General features: G+C 64.5%; 17 protein-coding genes. 10 read left to right on the top strand and 7 right to left on the bottom strand.

From position 1 onward, the window contains the following. Positions 1-333: 333 nt before the first annotated feature. The 5 genes from dnaB to DMB80_RS14840 all read left to right on the top strand — a co-directional run bounded on the left by dnaB (position 334) and on the right by DMB80_RS14840 (position 6614). Entirely contained in the window at positions 334-2535 is a 2202-nt protein-coding gene (dnaB, locus tag DMB80_RS14855) for a replicative DNA helicase (protein WP_111510553.1), read from the top strand. A gap of 435 nt (positions 2536-2970) precedes the next feature. Next, a complete protein-coding gene (locus DMB80_RS14850) occupies positions 2971-3375 on the top strand; it encodes a GNAT family N-acetyltransferase (RefSeq protein WP_111510552.1) in 405 nt (134 codons plus the stop codon). 121 nt (positions 3376-3496) lie between these two features. Then, positions 3497-4435, top strand: a complete 939-nt coding sequence (locus DMB80_RS28145; RefSeq protein ID WP_162938539.1) for a hypothetical protein — start codon at positions 3497-3499, stop codon at positions 4433-4435. Positions 4436-4466: 31 nt separating this feature from the next. After that, on the top strand, positions 4467-5363 hold the full coding sequence (locus tag DMB80_RS28140; RefSeq protein WP_162938538.1) for a GNAT family N-acetyltransferase: 897 nt from the start codon (positions 4467-4469) through the stop codon (positions 5361-5363). Positions 5364-5462: 99 nt separating this feature from the next. Continuing rightward, positions 5463-6614, top strand: coding sequence for a GNAT family N-acetyltransferase (locus DMB80_RS14840; protein WP_111510550.1), 1152 nt, complete (start codon positions 5463-5465; stop codon positions 6612-6614). 42 nt (positions 6615-6656) lie between these two features. Here DMB80_RS14840 and pip read toward each other — a convergent pair whose 3' ends face one another. Continuing rightward, positions 6657-7622, bottom strand: a complete 966-nt coding sequence (gene pip / locus DMB80_RS14835) for a prolyl aminopeptidase (RefSeq protein ID WP_111510549.1) — start codon at positions 7620-7622, stop codon at positions 6657-6659. Positions 7623-7776: 154 nt separating this feature from the next. Between pip and DMB80_RS14830 the strand changes: the two genes are divergently transcribed. From DMB80_RS14830 to DMB80_RS28615, 4 genes are all read left to right on the top strand, one after another. Beyond that, on the top strand, positions 7777-8397 hold the full coding sequence (locus DMB80_RS14830) for a hypothetical protein (RefSeq protein ID WP_111510576.1): 621 nt from the start codon (positions 7777-7779) through the stop codon (positions 8395-8397). A 105-nt stretch (positions 8398-8502) separates the two neighbouring features. Next, complete coding sequence (locus DMB80_RS14825) at positions 8503-9135, top strand: histidine phosphatase family protein (RefSeq protein ID WP_205538691.1); 633 nt, start codon at positions 8503-8505, stop codon at positions 9133-9135. A gap of 102 nt (positions 9136-9237) precedes the next feature. Then, the gene (locus DMB80_RS14820; protein ID WP_240431205.1) at positions 9238-9696 is read left to right on the top strand and encodes a class I SAM-dependent methyltransferase; all 459 of its coding nucleotides are present in this window, start codon (positions 9238-9240) and stop codon (positions 9694-9696) included. Next, positions 9693-9908, top strand: a complete 216-nt coding sequence (locus DMB80_RS28615; protein ID WP_240431204.1) for a hypothetical protein — start codon at positions 9693-9695, stop codon at positions 9906-9908. The genes DMB80_RS14820 and DMB80_RS28615 overlap by 4 nt, the downstream gene beginning before the upstream one ends. Positions 9909-9953: 45 nt before the next feature. Here the strand turns inward: DMB80_RS28615 and DMB80_RS14815 are convergent, their stop codons facing one another. Next, entirely contained in the window at positions 9954-10457 is a 504-nt protein-coding gene (locus DMB80_RS14815) for an NUDIX domain-containing protein (RefSeq protein WP_162938537.1), read from the bottom strand. Positions 10458-10532: 75 nt separating this feature from the next. Between DMB80_RS14815 and DMB80_RS14810 the strand changes: the two genes are divergently transcribed. After that, the gene (locus DMB80_RS14810; RefSeq protein ID WP_111510546.1) at positions 10533-10865 is read left to right on the top strand and encodes a DUF3887 domain-containing protein; all 333 of its coding nucleotides are present in this window, start codon (positions 10533-10535) and stop codon (positions 10863-10865) included. A 45-nt stretch (positions 10866-10910) separates the two neighbouring features. Here the strand turns inward: DMB80_RS14810 and DMB80_RS14805 are convergent, their stop codons facing one another. The 5 genes from DMB80_RS14805 to DMB80_RS14785 form a co-directional block, all read right to left on the bottom strand. Continuing rightward, complete coding sequence (locus DMB80_RS14805; RefSeq protein WP_111510545.1) at positions 10911-11654, bottom strand: GNAT family N-acetyltransferase; 744 nt, start codon at positions 11652-11654, stop codon at positions 10911-10913. Between the two features lie 153 nt (positions 11655-11807). Next, a complete protein-coding gene (locus DMB80_RS14800) occupies positions 11808-12425 on the bottom strand; it encodes a nucleotidyltransferase domain-containing protein (protein WP_111510544.1) in 618 nt (205 codons plus the stop codon). A gap of 181 nt (positions 12426-12606) precedes the next feature. Next, positions 12607-12906 carry a putative quinol monooxygenase gene (locus DMB80_RS14795; RefSeq protein ID WP_111510575.1) on the bottom strand — a complete coding sequence of 100 codons (300 nt, stop codon included), beginning with the start codon at positions 12904-12906 and terminating at the stop codon, positions 12607-12609. Between the two features lie 49 nt (positions 12907-12955). Beyond that, entirely contained in the window at positions 12956-13363 is a 408-nt protein-coding gene (locus tag DMB80_RS14790) for a PaaI family thioesterase (protein WP_162938536.1), read from the bottom strand. Between the two features lie 2 nt (positions 13364-13365). Next, on the bottom strand, positions 13366-14172 hold the full coding sequence (locus DMB80_RS14785; protein WP_111510542.1) for an alpha/beta fold hydrolase: 807 nt from the start codon (positions 14170-14172) through the stop codon (positions 13366-13368). Between the last annotated feature and the right edge of the window lie 23 nt (positions 14173-14195).

Genomic DNA, 14195 nt, shown 5'->3' with positions numbered 1-14195 from the left:
CAACACGCCCGAGAAGGCAACCCGGGACGACACGCCGATCGATTTATCATCCACAGAGCCGACACCGTCTCAACAGGCGTTCATCTGCGGAAACGGACCAGATCACAGTGTTGATCCACAAGTTGTCCCCAGCACCTCAACATGGCTCACCGGACCTATCCACACGCCATCCCCAGGTCTGTCAACAAGAGGTGGTTGCGTCTGCTGCAGCAACGTCTAGCGTTGGCCGTCGCGGACACGATGACGGGCGCCGCGGGGACGATGTCGGTGCTCCGTCATACAGTCTCATCGAACGTCCGTTCGACACCAACTGGGGAGGGGTGAGGGCACCGCGTGGCTGTCGTCGATGACTTGGGCCGGCCCGATGAGCATGCGGCCATGGAGCCGCCTCCCAGCGAGGATTTCGGTCGGCAGCCGCCGCAGGATCTGGCGGCCGAGCAGGCCGTGCTGGGCGGCATGCTGCTGAGCAAGGACGCGATCGCCGATGTCCTGGAGCGGCTGCGCCCCGGCGACTTCTACAAGCCGGCCAACCAACTCGTCTACGACTCGATCCTCGATCTGTACGGCCGCGGAGAGCCCGCTGACGCGGTCACCGTGGCCGCGGAACTGGACCGCAAGGGGTTGTTGCGCCGCGTCGGTGGGGCGCCCTATCTGCACACGCTGATCTCGACGGTGCCGACGGCGGCCAACGCCGGGTTCTACGCCGAGATCGTGTCCGAGAAGTCGCTGCTGCGCCGGCTCGTGGAGGCGGGTACCCGGGTGGTTCAGTACGGCTATGCCGGCGCTGAGGGCGCGGATGTCAACGAGATCGTCGACCGCGCGCAGGCCGAGATCTACGACGTCACCGAGCGGCGGGCCACCGAGGACTTCGTCCCGCTCGAAGAGCTGCTGCAGCCGACGATGGACGAGATCGATGCGATCGCGTCGCAGGGCGGCGTCTCCAAAGGTGTGCCGACAGGCTTCACAGAGCTCGACGAGCTGACCAACGGTTTGCACCCGGGCCAGATGATCGTCGTGGCGGCTCGTCCCGGTATGGGAAAGGCGCTGGCGCTGGACACACCGCTGCCGACGCCGTCGGGTTGGACGACGATGGGCGAGGTCGCCGTCGGGGACGAGCTGATCGGGCCCGATGGCTTACCGACGCGTGTGGTCGCCGCGACCGAGGTGATGACCGAGCGGCCGTGCTTCGAGGTCGAGTTCTTCGACGGCACAGTGATCGTCGCGGATGCGGAGCATCAGTGGCTGACGTCGGGTGCGATCCGCACGACGCAGGAGATCGCCGAGACCCTGTCGACTGGTCACACCGTGACGAACACCGCGGCGATTCAGCGCGCGGACGCCGACCTTCCAGTACCCCCGTACACCTTCGGTGCATCGCTCTGCGGTTCGACAGCTGATCCGGAGATCCAGATGTGGATCGGGGCGGAAGCGCCGATCGCGCCCGGGGCGGCCCGAGATCGCATCCCGGCGGAATACCTGCGCGCGTCGGAGACGCAGCGGCGGGCGCTGCTGGCGGGATTGCTCGACACCTGCGGAACCGTGGCGGGCGACGGATCGATCGAAGTCGAGCTGGCTGACGAGCGTCTCGCGCGCGACGTCGCGGAGCTCGTTGTGTCGCTCGGGTATCGCTGCGAGTCCGAGGTGGCGGGCAGGCTCCGAATCACTGCTGCCGACAGCGTGTTCCGGCTCCACCGCAAGGAGTTGCTGCACAAGGAGCGCCGGGGGACGGGCGTCGCGACACGAACAATCGTCGACGTTCGACCGGTGCCGAGTATGCCGGTGCGGTGCGTGGAGGTCGACAATTCCAGCCACATGTATCTGGCGAGCAGGTCGATGGTTCCGACGCACAACTCAACGCTCGGACTCGATTTCATGCGGTCGTGCTCGATCAAGCATCATCTGCCGAGCATCGTGTTCTCGCTGGAGATGAGCAAGACGGAGATCGTCATGCGTCTGTTATCCGCGGAGGCGCGGATCAAGTTGGCCGACATGCGATCCGGCCGAATGAGCGACGACGACTGGACTCGGTTGGCGCGGCGCATGAGTGAGATCAGCGAGGCGCCGCTCTACATCGACGACTCGCCGAACCTCACGATGATGGAGATCCGCGCCAAGGCGAGGCGGCTCAAGCAGAAGGCGGACCTACGCCTCGTGGTGATCGACTACCTGCAGCTGATGACGTCAGGGAAGAAGGTCGAGTCACGCCAGCAGGAAGTGTCTGAATTCTCCCGGCAGATCAAGCTTTTGGCGAAGGAGCTGGAAGTTCCGGTGGTGGCGATGAGCCAGCTGAACCGTGGACCCGAGCAGCGCACGGACAAGAAGCCGCAGCTGTCGGATCTGCGTGAGTCGGGATCGATCGAGCAGGACGCGGATATGGTTGTGCTGCTTCATCGTCCGGATGCGTTCGACAATGACGATCCGCGAGGCGGCGAGGCGGACCTCATCGTCGCCAAGCACCGCGCCGGCCCGACACGCACCGTCACCGTGGCGCACCAGCTGCACCTGTCGCGCTTTGCGAACATGGCCAAGCAATAGCGCTCGGCCGGCCCCCATCCCATCGGGACGTAGCGAAGATTGACAATGCGAGTCCCTCTGTTGAACAAGCGTCCTTAGTAATTATTTGGGCGCCAGCGCTCATTGGCGGTACGACGCGAAGGCGGACGCTGGTCGATCGTGCGATTGCTTCTGATTGCGCGGAACAGATTGCTTCGTAACAAGTCTGTGATGATCCTGTAGATACCGATAAGTTTGACGACCTCAGTGTTCCGCGGCGGGCGCGGCTGGTGGAAGACTGTCGCTATGCCCAAAACCGTGTCTGCGGTAATTGCTTCGGGGTCTCTTGGCGGTGAACCTCAACCTCGTCTGGACGATTCCTCGGGTGTGGTGTTGAAGCCGTGGGTGATTGAAGACGGTCCGCGCCTTCGGCAAGCTTTTGACGACCCTGCGGTCCAGTTTTGACACAGGCGAACGATTTTTACGGACGATGAAGCGGCAGCGCTGATTGGCCGCTACGCGCTGGGTTGGACCAGTGAGACTCGGGGCGATTGGGCGGTCGTATCGCACACTGATCACCTGCTGGGCCGGGTGTCGCTGAACCCGATGAACCTCGAGGACGGGGAAGCTGATCTCGGATATTGGGTGAGTTCTGCAGCGCGGGGCCGTGGGATCGCGGTCGCGGCGGTCACCACCCTGATGGCGTGGGCTTTCGACGTCGGATTCCACCGGCTCAACATTCGCCACTCAACTGCTAATCCGGCTTCCTGCTCAGTGGCCCGGAAAGCGGGCTTCGAGCAGGAGGGCATCATGAAAAGCGCGCTCCTGCAGACCGACGGATGGCACGACATGCACGTTCATGCCCGCATCAACCCACAGTAGTTCGACACAGCAGCGTGCTGCCCGGCCACTGAACGCCTCGGCCGCCCACCACCGGCGGCGCGCTGCCGCGGCCGAGAAAATTGGGTCGATTTCACGGTGGGCGTGCGTGGATGCTGAGTGGGTGGGGACTGTTGAGCGGTGGCCGTCGTTGCGTGCGCAGGAGGTGGTTGCGGAGCGCCTCTTCGGCCCGTCTGGGGTGCGCAAGGTAGCCGAATGGCTCGCTGAACAAGTCGGTTTCGTCGATGACAGTGCTTTTGCGAAGACCTTCTCCGATCATGTGCATCTGCCCGGGATCGCTTCGCTGGACTATGCGCACCGACATATCCGGACCGGCCGCGGTGACCTGGTGGGAGGTATCAGGTTCTATTCACGGAACGTGGCACGCCCGTTCGTCGAGGTAGTGGCCCACACCTTCGACGACCTCGACGCTCTGGCAGCGTGCGTGTATGCCGAATGGTCAGCCTTTGGTGTGCGGTACCTGCGGATGCGGACCGGTCCGGACCAGCTGATCAGCCGGCCAGGGGTGCTGCTGGATAAGACTATTCACGCTGCCCGATGCCGTGACATGGCTCCTGCTGATGGCCGAGTCATGCTGCAGGCCTTCGACACCGCCGAACGCGCCATCGATATCGTCTCTGCCCGTCACGCCCACGTCGCAGCGACCAACCTCGCGCTGTCGAACAATTTGTCACCGGCGTCCGCCGACGACATGCGGGACTGGCAGGCCCGGCAACAGATGTGGGCGATCACCCGAGAGTCAAACATCGTCGGCGTTCTCGCAGTCGCGCCCGGCTCACTGGGTTGGATCAGCGGCCAGGAGATCAACGAAGAGGTCATCGCTGCGACACACGGGGGTCATCGGTACGCGACCTCGGCGCAGTGCGCCTGGGCCCACGGAGGTTTCGCCGAATCCACCGATCTCCTCATCGGAACCATCGACCGCCACAACCACCCCTCCCGTACGACAGCGGTGCGCGCCGGGCGTCCAGCTGTCCTCGACGACGTCTTCATCACCCTCACCGAGGGCAGCGACCCAGCCGGCGGCATCGATGACTCGTAATCGTGATCGCCGCGACACCTGCGGTGGCCGTGTGCGGCCACGATCGTGGCGCCCTGGCGATGAATCAGGCATCGACGCCCTGCTCGACACGCCCGCGGATGTACTGTGGGAGGCGCAGTTTCACGCGCTGCACGGCCCCGATGCTGAGGGGTCACGGTGGCGGCGATGTCGGGTGGTCACCGACGCTGACGGCACACTGATCGGTGCTGCGACCGTCACCGGCAACCGGCTACACGCCGGAAGGCTGCCGTGTGCGATCGAGGTCGCTTCGTCGCGGCGCCGCCAGGGGATCGGGTCGCTGTTGCTGGATCAGATGTTGGCTTTGCGAGCGGATGTGTCGCGGCCGCTATCGACCAAGGTGCGCCCCGACACTGCCGCAGCGGCGTTCCTTCGTCGCAGAGGCGGGCGGGTGTATCAACGCTGTCCCGGCATCATTGTCACGCCGTCTGACCCCAGGGTGGCCCACTGGGCAGCCGAACAGCCGCAGACCACCTGCACCGACCTCTCTGCCGTGGCGACCGAGACACTGGTGGCTGCCTTCGCGGCTCTCTACGAGTGGACCCACCGCGACTGGTCGCCGGTCACCGACAGCAGCGAATTGATGGCAGCATCTCGCGAGGACATCACCGAGATAGACCGCACCCTCAGTCACGGCGTCTGGGCCGACGGGCAATTGGCCGCGCTGGCGTTGGCCTTTCCCAACGGTACCGATGTCGAGGTTGTCGCTGAAACCATCCACCCCGCCCAACCACGCGGTGACGAACTCACCGCCAGCGCCCTGGCGGCGCTGCTGACTGCGTTGGCGCGGCGCGACGACGGGAGCCACGTCCACATCGACGGGCATGTCACCGACCCTCACCTGCAGCCGGTACTCGACGGCATCCCCCGGGCCGACGCCAGCCTTGTCGACCTCGTCGAAATCGGCTGACCAACTGGGCCGCAATCATCCGGCTGTGGCAATCGCGAAGACACGACGGCTGACACCGGAGCTGGCACGGACCGTTGATGGCAGGTCACACTGTCGAGTGTGGGTGGGGTCGTCGAGGTGGCGCGGCAGTTGGTGCTGGAACGGTTCCCGTCAGCGCGGGCGGCCTGGCTGGGCGGAAGTCACGCGTCAGGCCAGGCGAGCGCAGGTTCGGATCTCGACATCACCGTCCTTCTGGCGGGTGAGCCGGCGCCCTACCGGTGCTCGAGAATCATTGAGGGTCTGCCGGTGGAGTTCTTCGTGCAGACCGAGCACTCACTGTTGGAGTTCTGCCGCGATGAACGCGCCCGGCGACGCCCCACGACGATGCGACTCGTGGGGTCCTCGATCATCCTCGTTGATCGTGACGGATCGGGGCGCCAACTCCGGGACCTGCTGCACCGCATGGACTGTGACGGTCCCGAACCGGTCGATCGCGCCACGCTAGAAGCCATGCGCTACCGCGTCAGTGCCCTGGCAGATGACCTTGTGTCATCCAGCGATACCGGTGAGACGCTCGTCGTGGCCGCAGCGCTGATCGGAGAGGCCGCCGACCTGGTGTTGGCGACCCACCGGCGGTGGAGCGGAACGGGGAGGTGGCTGCTGCGGGAGCTGTCCGCCCTCGATACCACCCGTAACACCGCGTACGCCGAACGTCTCCTCGACGGGTTACGCGCCACTGCCGCGGGCGATCCGGGGCCCTTGCATGCTTCGGTCGTGTCGGTTGTTGATGTGTGCGGTGGACCGCTCTTCGACGGCTACCTGCGCGGGGACCTGCACGCGGTCCAGGTGATGACCGCCAGTGTGGACGATGCGGAGGTGCCGGCGTTGCTCGCAGCTGCAACCGGCGGCGGGGACCGCCTCGATCACGTGGCCGGTCTGTACCGCCGCGACCCGCGGTACGCGCTGCTGCGCGCAGAGATGGCCGGCGAGACCGTGGGACTACTGGGCTACACCTTGCGCGGCAGCGACGTCGTGATCCTCCACATTGCCACCCGAGCGGAATATCGCCGGTCAGGTATCGGCCGCCGTATGCTCGACGCCCTGCGCGCCACCCATCCCGACCATCAACGCCTATGCGCCGAAACCGACTCCGAGGCAGTCGGTTTCTATCTCGCCAACGGGTTCGCAGTCGAATCTCTCGGCGAGAAGTACCCCGGGGTTGAGCGCTTTCATGTACACACTCTCAACACAGTTGGCGACAGCTCCGCCTGAGCAGCACCGGGCGGCTCGCCCCGGGGATGTGAGGGATGATCGTCAGTGAGGCTGAAACGCCGCGATGGCGTCATCGATGGCGGCGCCCATGCTGGGGCTGCCGGTATGGCCGGAGTCCTCGATGATCCGCAAGGTGGCGTCCGGCCACGCCTGGGCCAGCTCCCAAGCTGTCAGCAGGCGAGCGGACAGGTCGAGCCGGCCATGGATCAGGATGCCGAGAATGCCATTGAGCCGGTGAGCATCTCGCAGGAGTTGGTCGTCGTCTAGCCACGCCGCGTGGGCGAAGTAATGCGTACATGTCCGCCCAAACGCGAGTTTCGCCGCGTCGGGTTTCGCGCTGTATTGGCCGGGGTTTCCGAGCGCCTCGTGCGCGATTACCGCGTCTTCCCACGCGCACCACTCATGCGCGGCCTGCTCGCGTATGGCGAGGTCGGGGCTTTCCATCAGCCGCCGGTAGGCCTCGACCAAAGTGCCATCGCGGTCGGCGGCGGGCACTCCGGCACGAAAGCGTTCCCACTCAATGGGTAGCAGTCGGCGCAGGCCGTGGTAGAGCCACTCAATCTCGCTGCGCCGGGTCATGGTGACGCCGACCAGGATGATGCCGATCACCCTGTCCGGATGGCGTTGTGCGTAGGCGAGGATCAGCGTGGAGGCCCAGGACCCGCCGTAGAGCAGCCACCGGTCGATGCCTAGATGCGCACGCAGTGCTTCCATGTCGGCGAGCAGATGTTCGGTGGTGTTGTAAGCCATGTCGGTGGTCGGATCGGCTGCGTGGGGTTCGCTGTCACCGCACCCGCGCTGATCACACAACACGATCCGGAATGCGTGGGGGTCAAACCCCTTATGGGCGCCGCGCGGCCGCCCCGATCCCGGGCCGCCGTGAACGATGAACGCTGGCAGGCCGTTCGGATTACCCCTGGGTTCCCAATAGATACGGTTGCCCCCACCGACAGCGAGTCGACCTCGGTTAAACACCGGAGGCTCGGCAAACCGTCGCTGACCAGACACAAACAACCACGCTAACGGAAACCACCGCGGCGAGACAGGACATGATCGACCGCATATGTCTAGACACGAGACAGCCGTTCATGCTTTAGAGGTGATGGGCGGGCCTTCCTCCTGGGCGGTTAAGTGATCGTCCAGCTGCCTCGATGATGAAGTGGTGATCGTCGCGGTCGAGGGGCCGAGCGCGGCCGGCAAGACAACCTGGTGTCGGGCACAGCCGTGGCCGGTTGTGCCCGAGTACACGCCTACGGGCCGGGAGCCCGATGGCGCTGATAAGGATCAGCAGGCCCAGTACTGGGTGCAGGTCGACGCTGGGCGCTGGGAGCGAGCCGTCGAGCTGGAACGCAATAGTCGGGTGGTGATCTGCGACAGTGATCCGGTGAAGCTTCACTACTCATGGTGCTTGGCACGCGTGGGAGCAGCGCCGTGGTCGAGGTTTCTCCAAGAATTGGGCTATGTGAGAACAGCGTTCGCGGATGGACGCCTGGGATTCGGTGATGCAGTGATTGTGTCGATTCCACCCATGGAGGTATTGCGCGAGCACAAGAAAGCAGACACCACTCGTCAGCGGCGATCCTTTGAGCTGCACGCGCGGCTGGCTGAGCCGTTGCGCGAATGGTACGTCGCCCTAGAGCGCGTTGGACCGGGCAGGGTCGTGTGGTCACTGCCGGCCACCGGGATCCCGGCACATGTGGAAAAGCGGCCGCAGCGTTGCGATGTAGACCTGCTCGATCGTTTGGTCAAGTATCTACCAGCGGGTGGCCGCGAAGACTCCTAGGACCTTGGTCGACTGAGACAAGATCTGCCGTGCCAAATCTGAGACGAACTGGGTCGGGGTGGTTGAGCCTCGCTACGGTGGGGCGTGGGAAGAACGATCTACGTAGTGACCCATCCAGAAGCCACTCATCATCGAGAAGGTTTGGTCGGTGGCTGGTACGACTCCGACTTGACGGCGCGGGGCTTGGCCGAGGCGGTGTCGATCGCGCGATGGATACGTGGACAAATTCGGGCCGGGGTCACCCCGGGCATTGTCTCGTCGGACTCACTGCGCGCCCGACGCACCGCTGAGCAGATCAGCAATGCTGTTGGCTCGGCCGTAACACTGGATCGTCGCCTACGGGAGAAGTCCTACGGCATAGCGGAAGGACGCCCTCAGCGCTGGCTTGACGAGCGCTTTGTTCCCCCGCCGGTTGTCGGTGACCGGCTCAACCACGACGAGGGCGTACCGGGGGCCGAGAGGAAGGGCGATTTCGCGGCGCGGGTCTATTCAGCGATGGAATCGATCATTGCGAGCCCCGTCGAGTACCAGGTGATCGTGACCCACGGGTTCGTGCTGACCTTCGTCATCGCCGCCTGGATACAGATGCCACTGGAGTCGCTGGGCTACGCCAAATTTCGGTCAACCCCCGGCAGCATCACCACTCTGCGTCAGGACGATTTCTTCCACAATCGGCAGGTGGCCGCACTCGCGGACACTCAACATCTCGGGGGGCCTCCGACGCTCACTCCGCCGTGATGTGGTGAGTCAGAGTCGACCGCGCGAGACAGGAACTGATCCGTCTTCAGTCTCCGAAGGACGAGAAGGTGAACACGGGCGGTTATCACTATCGTCACCTGCGTGCCTTCGCGATCAAATCTGCAGCCCGCCGATCTCGACGCTGTTCGCGACTCCTATGACCGTGCGGCCGCTAACTACGTCGAGATGGTGACGACCACGGGCATTGGCGACATCCGCACCCACCCGTGGCTGAAAGCAGCCATGGATGCGTTCGCGGACACCGTCGCGCCGATCGGCCCTGTCCTCGATGTCGGCTGCGGACCGGGCACGGTCACGGCCTATCTCGCCGAGCGCGGGATCGAGGTCTCAGGGGTCGACCTTTCGCCACGGATGATTGACCACGCACGGCGCCTGCATCCTCAGTGCACGTTCACCGTCGGCTCGGCGACCGACCTCGACCTCCTACCAGCATCGCTGGGCGGAGTCCTGGGCTGGTGGTCCCTGTTCAACCTGCCGCGCGACATTCTGCCCGGCGTTCTGGCCTTTTCGCCGCGGCGCTGCGCCCTGGCGGGCAGTTGATCATCGCCACCCACGCCGGTGAGCGCGACGTCGAGCGTCCCGAGGCCTACAACGGGGTACCGGTCAAGTGGACCACCTACCAGTGGCAGCCAGAACAGCTCATCGCCCTCGTGCAATGGGCGGGGTTGCGACTCGTGGCCGACCTACGCCTCCCCGCCGATGAGAACAACGGGCCCACCATTGTTGTTGTCGTGCAACAAGACAACGCGTAGCACGCAAGATGGGACCGACTCAAGAATGCAGGGATGCAGAGGTTGTCAGCGAGTCTCCCCGTTGATCATTTCAACGAAGCGTGCGGTGTGTCTGGCAATCAACGCGGCGCGAATTCGTTGAGCTAACCGGGGGAGCGTGGCGCCAGCCAACGTGGCGGGATCAACAAATGCCATGCCGTGGCCCTCCTGGCTGGCTGGAACCGACCGAAGATCGGCCTCGTCGACAACACCTCCGTCGTAGACGAACATGACCGAGTCGCCCCGGTCACCCTCATCGGTCTGGTGATCCAGCACCAGCAACCGCCCGACGGCGATGTCGATGCCCAACTCTTCGCGGCATTCCCGCGCGCATGCCGCCGGCGGTGTCTCACCTGTTTCGACCGCACCGCCCGGCAGTTCGAGATAGTCGCGGTAGGTCACGTCGTACATCACCACCCTTCCATCCGGGGTGGTGATCAGCGCCCCGGCGCCCTGTCTCACGCGGGCGAGCTGCGCGTAGTACAGCTCCGGCGGCACGAACGGCTCTAGCATCGGCTCAGTATCGAGCACTTCGGCAGGTTCTCACTTGAGGTGCTCGACCCAAGGTTGAATCTGCGCTGTCTTCATTCTCTAGAAAGCAGACAGATGATCCCTAGCCGTCAGCAATTTCCTACGGTACGTCGACGTCGCGCGCTCGAAACCTGTCACGCGTCAACGCTTTTTGGGCTGCTGGGACTCACCGAGGAAGGGCTTGCCGAAGCGTGGGCCTACCTCGCGGGGATGGCCGGGGCATACGAGAGCCACGGAGATACCGACGCCGTGCGCGCTGGCGACTTCACCATCACCAACACGCCGTTGGCCTTCGAGGCCGGCGACTTCGGCGCCCGTGTCACCTTCCGCGACAACCGAACGATCGCGGGGCTGTACATGCTCGATCCCGAAGTCGCCAAGGCGAGGAAACCGGCCACTACTTGTTGAATACACAACAGAGCGAATAACTTTGGCGCTGCGCTCAGACGCACTCTATCCTGCTGCGAGAGGCCTAACCATTCTCAGAATCGAGACAGCGGGGGCTGCCGACGTCTTCATAGCGCAGTCACGACAGGCTAAACAGTCTTCGAGATGTGCGGTGTCGAGTTGCGAGCGAGCTGCGTCGATTTCCTTGAGCCGGATGTCGTCGCGACGGATGGTCTGCCACCGTGCCGATGTCATGGCGAATTCGATCATCATGTCGTCCTGGTCGCGGCGCGGGCGTGTGCTGGTGCCCGTCTCGGTGTAGGGCAGTGACCGTGTCAAGCGTAGCGATGCTGTGTTGTCGTGCCAGGCGCTGGTGGTGGCCTGATCAGCCTGCAAGCCAATAAAGGCCAGGTGTAGCGCTGCGTGGCGCATCTCGGTCCCGATGCCCTGAGACTGGTAACGGCGCCCAAGCCACGATCCGGTTTCGACGGTCCGCTGTGTCGGAAAATGTTCCGCCTCTAGAGAGCACATTCCCACCACGTTTCCTTCGACGATGGCAGCCAAGTTGAGATGCCACCGCGTCACGGTCGTCTCGGCACGGTTGCGCCAATAGAAGCGCAGCGTGTTGCGTTCCAGCTCCGGGGAAGGCACATCGGTCCATGGGGTGGAGAACAGCATGGTGGCGGGCTCGTGGATGCCCTGCGCTGCGAGTACGGCGAGTTCATCGCCTAAAGCGTCACTGACGTAACGCAACGTCAGCCGGGGAGTCGCTACCTCCAGATCCCGCAATGGCCACAACTCATTTGCCATGCCGCAATCGCATCAGGGGACGACAGCGCCCGTCGACACGTTTTTTGGGCACCGCGACCTGAGACAAGGTGTGGCTGTAGCTGGCCTCCGTGATCATCCCGGCACGGGTTGGCTGGAGCTTGGGGCATCAGAGTTCTGCTTTTCGGCGGTGCCTTACCTCTCGGCGGTGAGAGCGTCGACCCAGGGGTGTCCGGGGTGCACTCGGGAGAGCCAGCCGAGTAGCCGGGTGCGTCTCTCGGGCGACAGCATCGGCCGGACGTTGCCGAAGTCGGCGTGATCCTTCGGGCGCGCGTGCTTGGCCTTGAACAGCAGTGCCACCTCGGGAATGACGTAGGGGACACCGTCTGGATTGCGCAGGATGAGTTGGTCGTAGGACAGCGAGATCGACGTGTCGCGTCGGCAGACCCAACGACCGGCGATGGTGGGCTCACGCAACACGTCAACCCGGTACATGCCGGTCGCGGGTTCGCGCAGCCACGTCTGAAAGTGGTCGGCACGGTGCTGCGGGAACGGCCAGACTTGACCATCGCCGGCGACGTCCCATTCGAAACCAGGCAACGCGTTCATGATCTCATCGAATCGTTCTGCCGGCACCGCGATCTCAAGGTCATCATGATCACGGGCCGCCGACTCGGCGAACAATTCCAACGCCCACCCGCCGGCAACGCACCATGGCGCAGCGACCGCGGCCAGCCGGCGCGACACCTCATCTGGAGTCCACGCACGCCACTGCTCGTCGATCTGCTCGGCCGAAAGGGTGCGTCCGCTCATGAGTCAATTTTCACAGGACTAACGGTTCGGCCCGACTATCAGGGTGCCGGGCCGTTGATCGCCGAATGGTCGGTGCGGGTCCTGCAACCAAACACCGCCCACCCCTCAAAGGTGAGACATGGCCCGAGACGTTTCGAATGTCTAGAAACTAGACAGTGAGCCGCGGTGGTCAGAGATGCGTTCAGTCGGCCCTGAGCTGATCCCAGATGGCGATGTCGCGTGGTCGTTCGAGGATCTCCTCTAGTGCCTGATGCCAGGCTGCCCGGTAGTGTCGATGCAACTGCACCTCCACGACATCAGCGTGGTTTTCCCAGGTTTCGTGCAGCTGGAAGCGATTCTCGTCGCTCGGATCGGCATGTAGCGCAGCGTGTTTGAATGTCGACTCGTCACGCATCGCATCGAGGACGGGGTTGAGAAGTGCCAGGAAGCGGCTCCGTTCACTCGGCCGAACGACGAAGGTGATGACGTAAGTCGTGGACAACAAAAGACTCCTTGGATGGACGCGGCGGTTGCCTCGCTCGTGCGCGAATTCAACTCAAGGTGACCGTGACATGGCACTCCGCCACGGACTGCTCGCCGGGGTCGGTGACCGTGACGCGTGCGACGTTGTGCCGTCCGCCGCCGTGGAGAAGACGCGCCCGTGCGGTGAGCGTGCCCATGGCCGCGGGGCGCAGGTAGCTGATGCTCAGGGTGGTGGTGGCTCCGCCGGTGGGCAGATGACGGGCGTTGGCGATCGACACCGCTACGCCGGCGGTGTCGGCCAGTGTTGCGATGACACCGCCGTGGACGACGTCGCCGTAGGTGCAGTTGCCGGTGTCGGCCGGCAAGGTGAGTCGCACCTCGGACGGCGAGAGACTGCCGACTGCTATTCCCAGCCGACGGGCAGCCGGTGCTGAGACCAGTTGATGTACAAGGGTTTGTCGCGCCGCGTCTGGCACGGTCACGAGCGTGCGACTTCGATGATGTCGGCCGCGAGCCGTTCAGCGTGAGTGAGCACGAGCCCGTGCGCCGCTCCGGTGTACACCCGCAGAGACGACCCGGGAATGAGGCCGAGGTAACGGCGGGCTGTCTCGTCCAGCGGCGCGCTGACGTCGTGGTCTCCGTGGAGGAGGGTGACGGGAACGTCGATGGTGGCCGCGTGAACCGTGAAGTCCGTGGTCATGATCGCGCGCTGGAAGTCGACCAGCGCCTGCCGCGACGTATCCAATGCCATGCTCGCCAGCCAACGGTTGACGGTGGGTGGAGCTTCCGGCGCGAACGAGGGGAGCGTCTCGTCGATCCAGCCTGGCAAGTCGCCGATGAGTGTCGAGATGGCGGCATCCACGACGTCGGGCGAGACGGGCTCGCCGCTGGCAGGATCACTCGCCGGTCGCGGTCCGGTTGCGGCGACGAGCACGACGGCCTTGACACGGTGCGAGCCGCAGCGGGCCAAGTATCCGATGATCTCGCCGGCCGCCCCGGAATGCCCGACGAGGACGGCTCCCTCGACGGCGAGCGTATCGAGAACTGTCGCGAGGTCGTCGACGAGGACGTCGTAGACGTAGCGTCCCGGGTCGGTGGAACGGCCGTGGCCGCGGCGGTCGACGGCGATCGCGCGCAGGTCCGAACGCGTAAGCCGTGTCATGACCTCTGCCCAGCCGCGGCTGTCCATGGCCCAGCCGGCCAAGAGCACGACGGGCTGACCGATTCCCCAATCGCGGACGAACACCTGGTGGCCGTCGCCGATGCCGACGTACGGAGGACTCATCGGCGTGAGCTAGCTTGCTGTGT

Source organism: Mycobacterium kyogaense, from assembly GCF_003254575.1.
In the GTDB taxonomy this organism is placed as follows: domain Bacteria; phylum Actinomycetota; class Actinomycetes; order Mycobacteriales; family Mycobacteriaceae; genus Mycobacterium; species Mycobacterium kyogaense.
This window is presented reverse-complemented; position numbering and strand designations above follow the sequence as displayed.

Coding starts and splice junctions, on each gene's coding strand:
- DMB80_RS14805 (WP_111510545.1), bottom strand. CDS start 11,654: ATGGCAAATGAGTTGTGGCCATTGCGGGATCTGGAGGTAGCGACTCCC.
- DMB80_RS14785 (WP_111510542.1), bottom strand. CDS start 14,172: ATGAGTCCTCCGTACGTCGGCATCGGCGACGGCCACCAGGTGTTCGTC.
- DMB80_RS14800 (WP_111510544.1), bottom strand. CDS start 12,425: ATGAGCGGACGCACCCTTTCGGCCGAGCAGATCGACGAGCAGTGGCGT.
- DMB80_RS14810 (WP_111510546.1), top strand. CDS start 10,533: ATGATCCCTAGCCGTCAGCAATTTCCTACGGTACGTCGACGTCGCGCG.